This window comes from Arthrobacter sp. R3-55, from assembly GCF_054161505.1.
The window spans coordinates 1,388,527-1,401,003 of the sequence record NZ_CP096423.1 but is presented as its reverse complement, the minus strand read 5'-3'; the positions used below and the strand labels follow the sequence as shown (position 1 = coordinate 1,401,003).

The 12,477-nt window shown below is 59.7% G+C and carries 16 protein-coding genes; 8 read left to right on the top strand and 8 right to left on the bottom strand.

Going from position 1 to position 12,477, the window contains the following annotated elements; genetic code table 11:
- Positions 1-23: 23 nt before the first annotated feature.
- From M1D51_RS06610 to M1D51_RS06575, 8 genes are all read left to right on the top strand, one after another.
- Positions 24-212, top strand: a complete 189-nt coding sequence (locus tag M1D51_RS06610; protein WP_458108981.1) for a Flp family type IVb pilin — start codon at positions 24-26, stop codon at positions 210-212.
- Between the two features lie 104 nt (positions 213-316).
- On the top strand, positions 317-724 hold the full coding sequence (locus tag M1D51_RS06605; protein ID WP_458108980.1) for a TadE/TadG family type IV pilus assembly protein: 408 nt from the start codon (positions 317-319) through the stop codon (positions 722-724).
- An 83-nt stretch (positions 725-807) separates the two neighbouring features.
- The gene (locus tag M1D51_RS06600) at positions 808-1,746 is read left to right on the top strand and encodes a pilus assembly protein TadG-related protein (protein WP_458108979.1); all 939 of its coding nucleotides are present in this window, start codon (positions 808-810) and stop codon (positions 1,744-1,746) included.
- 51 nt (positions 1,747-1,797) lie between these two features.
- Positions 1,798-2,565, top strand: coding sequence for a Flp pilus assembly protein CpaB (gene cpaB / locus M1D51_RS06595; protein ID WP_458108978.1), 768 nt, complete (start codon positions 1,798-1,800; stop codon positions 2,563-2,565).
- Positions 2,562-3,761 (top strand): AAA family ATPase, encoded by a 1,200-nt coding sequence (locus M1D51_RS06590; protein WP_458108977.1) that lies wholly within the window; start codon positions 2,562-2,564, stop codon positions 3,759-3,761. Before cpaB ends, M1D51_RS06590 begins: the two co-directional genes overlap by 4 nt.
- 107 nt (positions 3,762-3,868) lie before the next feature.
- Entirely contained in the window at positions 3,869-5,200 is a 1,332-nt protein-coding gene (locus M1D51_RS06585) for a CpaF family protein (RefSeq protein ID WP_458109552.1), read from the top strand.
- A gap of 2 nt (positions 5,201-5,202) precedes the next feature.
- Positions 5,203-6,144, top strand: a complete 942-nt coding sequence (locus M1D51_RS06580) for a type II secretion system F family protein (protein ID WP_458108976.1) — start codon at positions 5,203-5,205, stop codon at positions 6,142-6,144.
- Positions 6,145-6,156: 12 nt separating this feature from the next.
- The gene (locus tag M1D51_RS06575; protein ID WP_458108975.1) at positions 6,157-7,035 is read left to right on the top strand and encodes a type II secretion system F family protein; all 879 of its coding nucleotides are present in this window, start codon (positions 6,157-6,159) and stop codon (positions 7,033-7,035) included.
- A 123-nt stretch (positions 7,036-7,158) separates the two neighbouring features.
- Here the strand turns inward: M1D51_RS06575 and M1D51_RS06570 are convergent, their stop codons facing one another.
- The 8 genes from M1D51_RS06570 to M1D51_RS06535 form a co-directional block, all read right to left on the bottom strand.
- Complete coding sequence (locus tag M1D51_RS06570; protein ID WP_172325512.1) at positions 7,159-8,049, bottom strand: tRNA pseudouridine synthase A; 891 nt, start codon at positions 8,047-8,049, stop codon at positions 7,159-7,161.
- A gap of 32 nt (positions 8,050-8,081) precedes the next feature.
- A complete protein-coding gene (rplQ, locus tag M1D51_RS06565) occupies positions 8,082-8,642 on the bottom strand; it encodes a 50S ribosomal protein L17 (RefSeq protein WP_089595783.1) in 561 nt (186 codons plus the stop codon).
- Positions 8,643-8,708: 66 nt separating this feature from the next.
- Positions 8,709-9,719 (bottom strand): DNA-directed RNA polymerase subunit alpha, encoded by a 1,011-nt coding sequence (locus M1D51_RS06560; protein WP_011775567.1) that lies wholly within the window; start codon positions 9,717-9,719, stop codon positions 8,709-8,711.
- Positions 9,720-9,868: 149 nt separating this feature from the next.
- Positions 9,869-10,270, bottom strand: a complete 402-nt coding sequence (gene rpsK, locus M1D51_RS06555) for a 30S ribosomal protein S11 (RefSeq protein ID WP_014922380.1) — start codon at positions 10,268-10,270, stop codon at positions 9,869-9,871.
- A gap of 51 nt (positions 10,271-10,321) precedes the next feature.
- Positions 10,322-10,699 carry a 30S ribosomal protein S13 gene (rpsM, locus tag M1D51_RS06550; RefSeq protein ID WP_011775569.1) on the bottom strand — a complete coding sequence of 126 codons (378 nt, stop codon included), beginning with the start codon at positions 10,697-10,699 and terminating at the stop codon, positions 10,322-10,324.
- Between the two features lie 196 nt (positions 10,700-10,895).
- The gene (gene rpmJ, locus M1D51_RS06545; protein ID WP_011775570.1) at positions 10,896-11,009 is read right to left on the bottom strand and encodes a 50S ribosomal protein L36; all 114 of its coding nucleotides are present in this window, start codon (positions 11,007-11,009) and stop codon (positions 10,896-10,898) included.
- A gap of 72 nt (positions 11,010-11,081) precedes the next feature.
- Positions 11,082-11,303, bottom strand: a complete 222-nt coding sequence (infA, locus tag M1D51_RS06540) for a translation initiation factor IF-1 (protein ID WP_011775571.1) — start codon at positions 11,301-11,303, stop codon at positions 11,082-11,084.
- Between the two features lie 193 nt (positions 11,304-11,496).
- Positions 11,497-12,447, bottom strand: coding sequence for a P1 family peptidase (locus tag M1D51_RS06535; RefSeq protein ID WP_458108974.1), 951 nt, complete (start codon positions 12,445-12,447; stop codon positions 11,497-11,499).
- Between the last annotated feature and the right edge of the window lie 30 nt (positions 12,448-12,477).

Here is a 12,477-nt window from a genome sequence, read left to right as displayed (position 1 = left end):
TTTTTTCTGGGAAGGAAATTCCAATGTCTGCACTCATGCTTTCCATCACTTCGTACATCGCCGGCGTCAAGACCCGCTTCACCAAGGAGGAGAAGGGCGCAACGATGGTTGAATACGGCATCATGGTCGCCGCCATCGCGGTCGTAGTCGGCGGTGCTGCATTCCTGCTCGGTGGCCGGGTTCTTACTCTCTTCAACGGCATCACTTTCTAGTCTCCGATCAGTGACGAGGTTGGTCGGGAATGCCATTCGGCGAACCTGGCCAACCCGTCGCTTTTAAGAGCACATTCTGTTCGATCTGGGACCGGGAGACGGAAGTGAAATCCAAAACGAATGAGCGTGGCGCCGCGGCAGTGGAACTGGCCATCATTCTGCCACTGTTGCTGCTAATCCTGTTCGGGATAATGGAATTTGGGCGTGCCTACAATGTCCAGGTTTCCCTAACTCAGGCTGCACGTGAAGGTGCCCGCCACGCTGCGGTGCACTACCAAGACGGCACCCTCGACGTCTCCGGCGCCGCTTTGGCCGCCGCACCGGCACTGGACGGACTGGGTGTCAGCGTCGCAGACAATGCTTCCAGCTGCGCACCAGGAGCAAACGTGGAAGTCACCACCAGTGTTTCCCTGTCCTCAATGACAGGATTCCTGGACGCCGGTTTCTTCGGCGGAGCAGGCATCTTCCCCCTCAATCTGTCAGGTGTGGGGGTGATGAGATGCGGTGGTTAGTCAGAGCACCTCGGGACCTCCGGTCGCCTGAAGATACCGTCGATTCCGAACGCGGCGCAAGCACCGTTATCGTCGCAGTCCTCATGGTTGTCCTCCTCGGATTCGCTGCCTTGGCCGTGGATGTCGGGGCTATCTACGCCGAGAAAGCTCAACTGCAGAATGGCGCTGATGCTGCAGCGCTGGCTATCGCCACGGACTGCGCCGGGGGCAGCTGTGGGAGCAGCACGTCTACGGGAAATCAGTTCGCCAATGACAACGCCAATGACAACACCAGCGGCGCCGTCGTCACGTTCCCAGCTGCCACCACCGTGCGGGTGGCAACGAATGCAAGGGACACAGCTGGGCAGAACAGCCTCTCGTTGTTTTTCGCACAAACCATGGGCTTCGACACCGCGAACGTTACTGCCTCGGCCGAGGCGTCGTGGGGAGCTCCTTCTTCTGCAACCACCCTGCCATGGACCGCGAGCGAGTGCGTTTTCAAGAAGTATCTTTCGCCGGCCCAACTGGCCTCGCTAAACTCCACAGGTAATTTCACGGGCGACCCCATCCCGACACATCTTCTTCTTAGATACGACGAGAATGCGCCAACAGTCCCGGGATGCGCCGCACAGAATGGCTACCAACCTGGAGGCTTTGGTTGGCTGCTGACAGATTCTGGATGTTCCACGGACATCGATCTCGACATGACAGTCAATGGTCAGCCTGGCAATAGTTTCCCAAATGAGTGCACTGCTGCCTTGTCCAAAATCATGGATGAACCAGTGCTCATCCCGCTATTCAAAACCGCTGCAGGCAACGGCAGCAACGCGAAGTACACCCTGGTCGGTTTCGCCGCATTCCAGGTAACCGGGTATAAGTTCGGCGGCTCTGGGGCCGTACTAGACCCACTTGCACCAAACTGCACGGGAAACTGCCGTGGACTCCAGGGATTCTTCTCACGCTTTGTGTCCCTCGAAGAGGGCATGCAGGTTACCGGAGGTATCCCCAATTACGGGGCTTCGGTTGTCGTGCTCACCGAGTAGTCGCTCATAGAGTCTCTGCTCTCGAACTCACGAAACTCAAAGGAGTAGAAAGTGAAAACACGCCTACTGGGAGGCATTGCAGCACTGCTTTTGGCAGTCATTGGCACCGTCTTGCTGGTCACCTACGTTCAGGGGGCCGACAAGCGGGCACAGCAAGGGCTCGATCCCGTAACCGTACTTGTCGTCAAGGAACGCATTCCCGCCGGCACCAAGGCAGAGGAACTTCAATCCAAGGTCAAAACCGAAACTCTGCCTCAATCAGCGGTGGCACCAGGGACCATTAACGCCTTGACTGATCAAAAGGGCAAGGTTACCTCCTCCGATCTGCAGCCAGGTGAACAGCTTCTGGGAGTAAAACTGGTCAGCCCCAAAGAACTGGTCCCGGGAACCGTTCCAGTTCCCGAGGGATTGCAGGAAGCAACGTTTGTTCTTGCCCCGGAGCGGATGCTGGGAGGCCGGGTTGAAGCCGGGGATACTGTCACTGTCTTTGCTTCCTTCAAACTCGACGAAGCTGTGCCATCGGGAGCCAATCTGCCCGCTGGATTGACTGGGTGGAAGGACTTCACTGAGCTCCTTTATCACGATGTTCTGGTCACCGCGGTCCAGCAAGCAGCCCCTGACGCCGAGAAGTCAGCCGGGACGGAAAAGGCCGTCGCACTTCCCAATGGCTCGGCATATGTCACCGTTGCCCTTAGTGACGTCAATGCAGCCAAGATGGTCTACGGGGCAGAGTTCGGCACCTTGTGGCTCTCCAAGCAGACAGACAAGACCGTCAAGGGCGATCCGCCAACAACCACGTTCGGAGGGCTGGTCCAATGAGCCGATTCGTAGCCATCACCGCGGTCCGGGATTTTGAAGCCCGGATCCGACAGGCCATCGCCGGAGCCCTGCACGGTGAGCTTCAAACCTTGTCGCCCGCCGTGCTCCAAGGCGGCACTGATGAAATCTTCAAGCAGCTGACAGGTGCTCCTCCCGAGGTCATGGTCCTAGGCCCAGGCGTCAATCCCGATGATGCTTTCAAGCTGGCCACAGTAATTGACCTTCAGTATCCGGAAATCAGTTTGCTAATGGTAGCCGAGCCTTCTGCGGATGTCGTGTTGAAGGCCATGCATGCCGGAGTCAGGGATGTGGTGGCACCTGATGCTGAGGTCAACGAGCTTCGCGTCCTCCTGGAGCGCGCCTGCTTGGCATCCGCGAGCCGGCGACGCGGAATGCAGCCTGCTGCCGAGTCCGGGCAGGAGCGGGGCCGGGTCATTGCCGTCATGTCGCCCAAAGGTGGGGTTGGCAAGACGACCGTGGCAACCAACTTGGCTATCGGGTTGGGCGCAGTGGCACCCATGAGCGTGGTGATTGTGGACCTGGATTTGCAGTTCGGGGATGTTGCCTCGGGTCTCTTGCTGGAACCGGAACATTCCATCACCGAGGCCGTCCATGGAGCTGCGGCCCAAGACTCCATGGTCCTCAAGGCGTTCCTCACGGTGCACCCGGCCGGCATCTACGCACTCTGCGCACCGCAGAAACCCTCTGATTCGGACTACATTACTGCCGAACACGTCACCCGCCTCCTCAACCAACTGGCTACGGAGTTCAAGTACGTCGTGGTGGACACAGCACCGGGCCTCGGCGAACACTGTCTGGCGACCCTGGAGTTGGCTACTGACGGAGTCTGGGTCTGTGGCATGGATGTCCCCAGCATCAGGGGTCTCCGAAAATGCTTCAGCGTGCTGAAGGAGCTGCAGCTTCTACCTCAAGGCCGTCACACCGTCTTGAACTTCGCGGACAGGAAGAGCGGTCTTTCCGTCCAAGATGTAGAGGCCACCATTGGGGTTCCCGTTGACACAGTGATCCCTCGTTCCAAGACCCTTCCCTATTCCACAAATCGTGGTGTTCCCGTCCTGCAAGGAACCGCCCGGGATGCATCGATCAAGGGGCTGCGAAAGCTCGTTCAACGGTTCGATCCTCGGTTGGAATCGACACCCCAGAACAAATTGCACCGGAGGGTAGTGGTGTCGTGAAACTGTCAGAGAGATTGACCAAAAACAACCCTATTCACACAGTTGCTTCCACGGGTCCGGAGGCAGGAACCTTCGTTGCGGCCGAGGACAGCAATGCATTTCCCTCAGTGTCACCACCGATTTTGGGCGGTGCACCTAGCGCTCCGGCGGTGGATGCACTGGCTGGTCTCAAGCAACGAGCAGCATCTTCGCTTTTTGCACGCATAGGAAACCGCATGGGGGATACCTCATCCTCCGAGGAGGACCTTCGGTCCTTCGCAGTGGAGGAACTCTCAGCCGTCATCGACGAAGAGCAGGTACCCCTATCCCCGGAGGAACGGCGCCGGCTGATCCGCGAGATTTCCGATGAAGTCATGGGCTACGGTCCGTTGCAGCGATTGTTGGAAGACCCGTCGGTCACGGAAATCATGGTGAATCGATTCGACCAGATCTATGTGGAGCGTCACGGTCACCTGGCATTAACGGAGCTGCAGTTCAGCTCGGATGACCACCTTCGGAAGGTCATCGAACGGATCGTGTCGAAGGTGGGACGTCGCATCGACGAATCTTCGCCACTGGTGGACGCGCGGCTGGAAGACGGCTCCCGTGTCAACGCGATCATCCCGCCCCTGGCTGTCAACGGCCCATCTATGACTATCAGGAAATTCAGCCACGTTCCGCTCACGGTGAGGAATCTTATCGAATGGGGTTCCATGAGCCAGGAGATGGCCGAGCTGCTGAGTGCGTGCGTTCGTGCCAGGCTCAACGTCATTGTCTCGGGCGGTACGGGTACAGGAAAGACGACGTTGCTCAATGTCCTGTCGTCCTTCATTCCTGAGTCAGACCGCATCGTTACCATCGAGGACGCAGTAGAGCTACAACTCCAACAGCGTCATGTCGTCAGGCTGGAAAGCCGGCCACCCAATATTGAGGGAAAGGGTGCGATCACCATCCGCGACCTGGTCCGTAACTCGCTTCGTATGCGGCCGGATCGGATCATTGTAGGAGAGGTCCGCGGCGGCGAATCCTTGGACATGCTGCAGGCGATGAACACCGGCCATGATGGCTCCCTGTCAACAGTGCACGCCAACTCCCCCAGGGATGCCATTGCTAGATTGGAAACGCTGGTGTTGATGGCTGGGATGGATCTTCCACTCCGCGCAATTCGGGAGCAGGTTTCCTCAGCCGTTGATCTGATCGTCCAGGTCACCCGGCTACGTGATGGTAGCCGGCGGGTAACCCACGTGACCGAGGTGCAGGGCATGGAAGGCGATGTTGTCACCCTCCAGGACGCTTTTCTTTTCGACTACTCGGCGGGGTTGGATGCCCAGGGCCGTTTCCTGGGCAAAGCCATACCCACGGGTATTCGGCCCCGTTTCCTCGATCGGTTCGCGGAGCTCGGCATTCAGGTTTCCCCCACGACCTTTGGTGCTGTTCCCGTAACAGTGGGGAGGCGGTAGCGATGGATTCTCCAGCACTCTTCGTCCTCGCCGTCTCGCTCTGCGTGGCAGCCCTCATTGTCGTGGTAGCCGTTGTCCTGAAACCTCAGAACGGCCCTATCCCTGTCGAGCGTCGCCGAGCGGACCTGCCTCAGGATAATTCAGCAGTGGGGCGTGTTTCGGAGTCCGCCGTGCGCTTCGTTGACATCGCCATTGGCAAGTCAGGGGGGCCTTTCAACCGCGAAGTTCTCTACAACGCCGGCGTCAAACAGGCGCCCGCCGACGTGACCGTCGTGGTTGTCATTGCAGCCGTACTTCTGGGAGGCTTCGGCTGGCTTCTGATTAATCCGCTCATTGGCATTCTGCTGGCTATTGCCACTCCATTTGGTGCGAAGTTGATCCTTGGCGTGAAGACAGGAAAACGCCGCGGCAAGTTTGAGATGCAGCTAACTGACACTATTCAGATGTTGATAGGTGGACTACGTGTTGGGCACAGCATCATGAGGTCATTGGAGGCCGCGGCCCAGGAATCGCAGGCCCCCACGTCGGAAGAACTGGCCCGGATTGTCAACGAAGTGCGGATCGGCAAGGACCCACGGCAGGCGCTGGAAGATTGTGCCAGCCGCATGGACAGCGAAGATTTCCAGTGGATTGGGCAGGCAATCCAAATCAACCGCGAGGTGGGTGGGGATTTGGCCGAGGTTTTGGAGCAAGTGGCAGGAACAATCCGGGAGCGAAGCGAGATCAAGGGGCACGTACGTGCCCTAAGCGCTGAAGGCAAGATGTCGGCCATGGTCCTGATGATTCTTCCTGTTGCGGTGGGGTTATTCATGTCCGCGTTGAACCCCGGCTATATGAGGCTCTTCGCTGAGCACCCCATCGGGATTGCTCTGGTGATAGTCAGCGCAGTCCTGTTCGTTATCGGAGGCTTCTGGATGAGCCGCACTGTAAAGATCAAGTTCTAGGAGACACTACTCATGACTCCCATCGCATGGCTAATTATTGCCACCATCGTCCTTCCACTCGGCTACTTCGCATGGTCACTGCTCAGCATTGACCGGAGGGGCGTAGTTGCCATTCAAAGCAATCTCGGGTCGGGTTTCGCGCAAGGTAGCGGCGTGAACCTCAAACGACCGCCAGTCCTGCTTGGCGTTGCCAGGAAATTGACCCCCGGCAGCTACGAAGCCAGATTGGATCATTGGCTCGCGCTTGCCGGGCGGCCAATGTCGATGCCATTGCCCAAGCTCATAGCCTTGAAGCCAGCACTCGCGTTGGCTGGAGCAGTCGGCGGAGTATTCCTATTCCTCCTCAGTCCGGGAGCCGGAATGGTTGGGTTGGGCCTTTTCCTGGCCACATTCCTGTACTTCCTTCCAGACCTCCTGATCTATAACACTGGGATTAAGCGACAGGAAGCCATAAAGCTGGAGTTTCCCAACACCCTAGATCAAATGCTGATTTCGGTCGAAGCAGGCCTAGGGTTCGAATCAGCTATGGAACGGGCATCTTCGCAGGGGGCTGGCCCACTGCCCCAGGAGCTCATACGCACGTTGCAGGACATCCAAGTGGGTCGTCCCCGGCAGGAGTCCTACGAGGCACTGGCCGATCGTTGCGCCGTACCTGACGTCCGCAGTTTCGTCCTTGCCGTCATACAAGCGGACAAGTATGGCATAGGGATCGCTAACGTCCTCCGCGCCCAGGCCAAGCAAGCACGCGTGAAGCGGCGGCAAAGCGCCGAAGAGCGTGCGATGAAACTGCCCGTTAAGGTACTTTTTCCGCTCTTGTTCTGCATCTTTCCGGTGCTGTTCATAGTCCTTCTGGGTCCCGCAGTCATCAAGATCATCCAGGCTTTCTCCTGATCTTGTCCCGCGGGAAATAGACCGGCACTTCGCGGATCCCAGACCACGGAGTGCCACAACGGCCCCCTTCCGGTACCCAGAGCCGGGAGGGGGTCCTCCAACATCCGGACCCAACGGAAAGAACTACTCCCGCCGCGCCCGTGTCAGCTCAGCGCGGGCCAGCAACTCCGCATCCGACGGATAGGCTACTTCCTCCAGCACCAAGGGATGCGGTGCAGCAAGAACGGACTTGGCATCCCGCTTGCGTTCCAGCAGGCGCGAGTGCAACCAGCCAGGAGACTCCAGCCCCTCCCCCACACGCAGCGCAGATCCCACCAAGGAGCGCACCATGTTGTGGCAGAAGGCATCGGCCTGGACGGTGGCCTCAATGACACCGTCGCTTCCCCGGGAAAAGGAGAACTTCTGCAGCTCGCGGATGGTGGTGGCACCTTCACGCGGCTTGCAATAGGACCTGAAATCCTGCAGCCCCAGCAGCGCTGCTGCCCCGGAGTTCATGAGCGAAACATCCAACGGAGTCTTGTGCCACAACGTGATGCCCCGCAGCACCGGGTCCCATCGCTCGGGACCGTCGGCAATCCGGTAACTGTACCTCCGCCACAGCGCAGAGAAGCGGGCGTCGAAACCTTCCGGCGCCAGACCGGCGTCGTGCACTTCCACCGCACCGGTGAGGTCCCCAAGTATTCGGCTCAGTGCGCCACGGAGTCGCCGCAAGAGCGCGACGGCGGGATCGAGTTCGTGCCCGCGCGGCAGTGAGAACCACTCAGCTTCGGTCAGGTCCAGGTGCACTACCTGGCCGCGGGCGTGAACGCCGGCATCAGTCCGGCCGGCAACTGTTACACGGATGGGCCGTTGCAGCAAAAGTGCCAGTGCTTCTTCCAACGAACCCTGGACGGTACGAAGACCGGGTTGCAAGGCCCACCCGTTGAAAGGACCGCCGTCGTACGAGAGATCAAGCCGGACACGCAAAAACCCGCCGCCCCCCAAAACGGGGGCAGCGGGTTTTCGTTCGTTCATAGACTTAAGTCTACTGTGAAGAATTCAGTGAATTACTTCTTGTCCTCAGCGGCCGGAGCCTCTTCGGTTTCAGCAGCTTCAGCTTCAGCAGCGTCGGCTTCAGCGGCCGGAGCCTCTTCCGTCTCAGCAGCTTCTGCTTCTACAGCTTCGGTCTCAACGACCTCTTCCTCGGCAGCCGGAGCAGCCTTGGCAGCGGCAGCGGTTGCTTCAGCAACAACGGCCTGCTTCGGGGAAACCGGCTCGAGGACGAGCTCGATGACAGCCATGGGAGCGTTGTCGCCCTTACGGTTGCCGATCTTGGTGATGCGGGTGTAGCCACCATCGCGGTTGGCAACGGCGCCGGCGATGTCGGTGAACAGCTCGTGGACAACGCCCTTGTCGCTGATCAGGCCGAGAACGCGGCGGCGGGAAGCGAGGTCGCCACGCTTGGCGAAGGTGACCAGACGCTCTGCGTACGGCTTAAGGCGCTTGGCCTTGGTGACCGTGGTGGTGATGCGCTTGTGCTCAAACAGAGCAGCTGCCAGGTTCGCGAGCATCAGGCGCTCGTGAGCCGGGCCGCCTCCGAGGCGCGGACCCTTAGTGGGGGTAGGCATAGTTATTTCTCCTGTTATGTAAGCCGTTCAGGTCCATTGCTGGACCCGGCGGCCAAGATCTGCTGTTTAGAGCTCGTCGTCGCTGAACGCGGCGTCGTCCTCTTCGATGGCTGCGGCGCGGGCTGCGAGATCGAAACCGGGAGGGGAGTCCTTGAGGGACAGACCCAGTTCGACGAGCTTTGCCTTGACCTCGTCAATGGACTTCGCACCGAAGTTACGAATGTCCATCAGGTCAGCCTCGGAGCGGGCAACGAGTTCACCCACGGTGTGGATGCCCTCACGCTTGAGGCAGTTGTAGGAACGGACGGTGAGGTCCAGATCCTCGATCGGCAGAGCCATGTCAGCTGCCAGGGCAGCGTCCGTCGGCGACGGGCCAATCTCGATACCTTCAGCTGCGGTGTTCAGCTCACGAGCCAGACCGAACAGTTCCACCAGGGTGGTGCCTGCGGAAGCAACAGCATCGCGCGGAGCGATTGCCTGCTTGGTCTCGACGTCGACAATGAGCTTGTCGAAGTCGGTGCGCTGCTCAACACGGGTAGCTTCCACGCGGAAAGTTACCTTCATGACCGGCGAGTAGATCGAGTCAACCGGAATACGGCCGATCTCGGAGTCGCCGGACTTGTTCTGAGCTGCCGAAACGTAGCCACGGCCGCGCTCGATGGTCAGTTCGAGTTCGAACTTGCCCTTCGAGTTCAGTGTGGCAATGTGCAGATCCGGGTTGTGGAATTCGACGCCGGCCGGCGGAGCGATGTCCGCGGCGGTGACGACTCCGGGGCCCTGCTTGCGCAGGTACGCAACAACCGGCTCATCGTGCTCGGAGGAAACCGAAAGGTTCTTGATGTTCAGGATGATCTCGGTGACATCTTCCTTGACACCCGGAACCGTGGTGAACTCGTGCAGCACGCCATCGATCCGGATGCTGGTTACAGCGGCACCGGGGATGGAGGAGAGCAGGGTACGGCGGAGGGAGTTTCCGAGGGTGTAGCCGAAGCCCGGCTCCAGCGGTTCAATGATGAAACGGGAGCGGTTCTCGGATACAACTTCTTCAGACAGGGTGGGGCGCTGTGCAATGAGCACTTAGGTTTCCTTTCGGCGAGCATCCGCTATATGACGCAACACAGGTGGTGGAAATCGGCTTCGGTTTCCAGCCTGACCAGCCGGGCCATGCTGATGGAGCGTCGAAACACTCCATAGCAGGCCCGGCCGGTCAGGCAGGGAAGACCTAATTAGACGCGGCGGCGCTTCGGCGGGCGGCAACCGTTGTGGGCGCTGGGGGTGACGTCCTGGATGGAGCCAACCTCGAGGCCAGCGGCCTGAAGCGAACGGATTGCGGTTTCGCGTCCGGATCCCGGGCCCTTGACGAATACGTCAACCTTGCGCAGACCGTGCTCCTGAGCGCGCTTTGCAGCAGCTTCGGCAGCCATCTGGGCAGCGAACGGGGTGGACTTACGGGAGCCCTTGAAGCCAACCTCACCGGCGGAAGCCCATGAGATGACAGCACCGTTCGGGTCCGTGATGGACACGATGGTGTTGTTAAAGGTGCTCTTGATGTGCGCCTGGCCAAGCGCAATATTCTTCTTATCCTTGCGACGCGGCTTACGAACCGCTCCACGAGTCTTCGGGGGCATTGTTTCTCCTACAGAAAGTTATCGGGGGAAAACCAGGTCAATCCCGAGGGATTAACGTCCGGCCTTCTTCTTGCCGGCGACGGTGCGCTTCGGGCCCTTGCGGGTACGAGCGTTGGTCTTCGTACGCTGTCCGCGTACGGGCAGGCCCTTGCGGTGGCGCAGGCCTTCGTAGCTGCCGATTTCTACCTTGCGGCGGATGTCAGCGGCTACCTCGCGGCGAAGGTCACCCTCAACCTTGTAGTTGCCTTCAATGTAGTCACGCAGCTGGACCAGCTCGGCGTCAGTCAGGTCCTTGACGCGAACGTCAGCGCTGATGCCGGTGGCAGCCAGGGTTTCGTGTGCACGGGTCTTGCCCACGCCGTAGATGTAAGTAAGCGCAATTTCCAACCGCTTTTCGCGGGGAATGTCTACGCCAGCGAGACGAGCCATAGTGGCGGTACTCCTTGAATAAACCGGAGGTCGTAGGCAGTACACCCACACGTTCCGTGTGGCCCCAGCCTCCGACCGGGGGTTCGCTGACCAGGCTCTGAAATGCAGTCCTGGCACAGCTTGTGCTGCCTTTATTTACTTGCGTGGGCTAGCAACCCAGGTTTGCCCTTGCGGGCGCTGATTCCCGGAAGGGGAATTAGCCCTGGCGCTGCTTGTGGCGCGGGTTCTCGCAGATCACCATGACCCGGCCGTTACGGCGGATCACTTTGCACTTGTCGCAGATCTGCTTGACGCTCGGCTTGACCTTCATGGCGTTCCTTTGCGTGTTTTGCAGTTGATCTGCTGGAGCGGCTTAGGCACTATTGCCAGGCCGCCCAGCAATTTACTTGTAGCGGTAGACGATACGACCACGTGTGAGGTCGTATGGGCTCAGCTCAACCACTACCCGGTCCTCGGGGAGGATTCGAATGTAGTGCTGTCGCATCTTCCCAGAGATGTGTGCGAGAACGACGTGCTTATTGGTGAGCTCAACACGAAACATCGCATTGGGCAGCGCCTCAGTCACAACGCCCTCGATCTCAATGACCCCGTCCTTCTTGGCCATATCCTCCGCTAACTGTTGTTTGCCGCCGTCCTTCAGTAGGCACCGAAGATCCAGCGGACGTTTTTTGTTTGCTTGGCTCTCTTGAGCCACGACACTAAAAAGGGCGTGGCTGCACAGACAACCAACAAATAACTCTACGCCAATCAGGCCGGAAAGTTAAATCCGTCCATGGTAGCGCAAGGCACCCCCGCCGTCACTCCCCTGAAGGCCTGAAAGCCGGGAATTCACCTGCGCCCGTCGTAACGCTGTCCGCCGCCAGGACGCCGTCGAGGATTGCCAGCCGAACGGCTTCCGCCGCGGCGCTTTGGAGCGTTATCAGCGACACCTGCCGCGCCTGTTCAGTACTGCGGTCAAGCCCGACGGCGCTGGTCGCCAGAGCGAACACGGTGTCTCCGTCCGCCAAGGTATGGGACGGATCCAAAGCCCGCGCCAAGCCCGCATGCCCGGCCGAAGCAGTCCGCTTGCACTCAGCCACATCAAGCACCGCGTTGGTCGCAATCACCACCAACGTTGTGTTGAGCCCCTGCGGCGAAACGGCGGGGTCCACATCGGTTTTCAGGCCGGCAGGACCAAAGACCGGCGATCCCAGTGCATTCACAACAGCAATAGCGCCAACAACCACACCACCATCGAGAGTGATGGACGACGTCCCGATCCCGCCCTTGTACTGCCCCCGCGCTATGAGCGCACCGGTCCCCGCACCCACGTTTCCACGTTCGACGACGGCATGGTCACCGGAGGCGAACGCCGCGGCGGCTGCCTGGTAGCCCATGCCGGCGTCGGGTCGCGCCTTCACGTCACCACCCCGACCGAGATCAAAGATGGCGGCCGCAGGCACAATCGGCACCACGGTCCCCGGAACAGCGAACCCCCTGCCCTGCTCCTCACACCACAACTGAGCCCCGCCAGCCGAGGCCAACCCAAAAGCACTGCCCCCGGTCAGAACGACTGCATCAACGCCGGAAACGAGGGTAGTGGGATCCAGGGCGTCGGTCTCATGGGTCCCTGGACCCCCACCACGAACATCCACGGACCCCACAGTCCCCGCAGGAGGCAGCACCACAGTAACCCCGGACAACCACCCCTCCCCCACCCTCTGAACATGCCCAACCCGTATGCCGGCAACATCGGTGATCGAATCCATGGCTCCATTCTCCCCCTGCCGGGAGTCGAA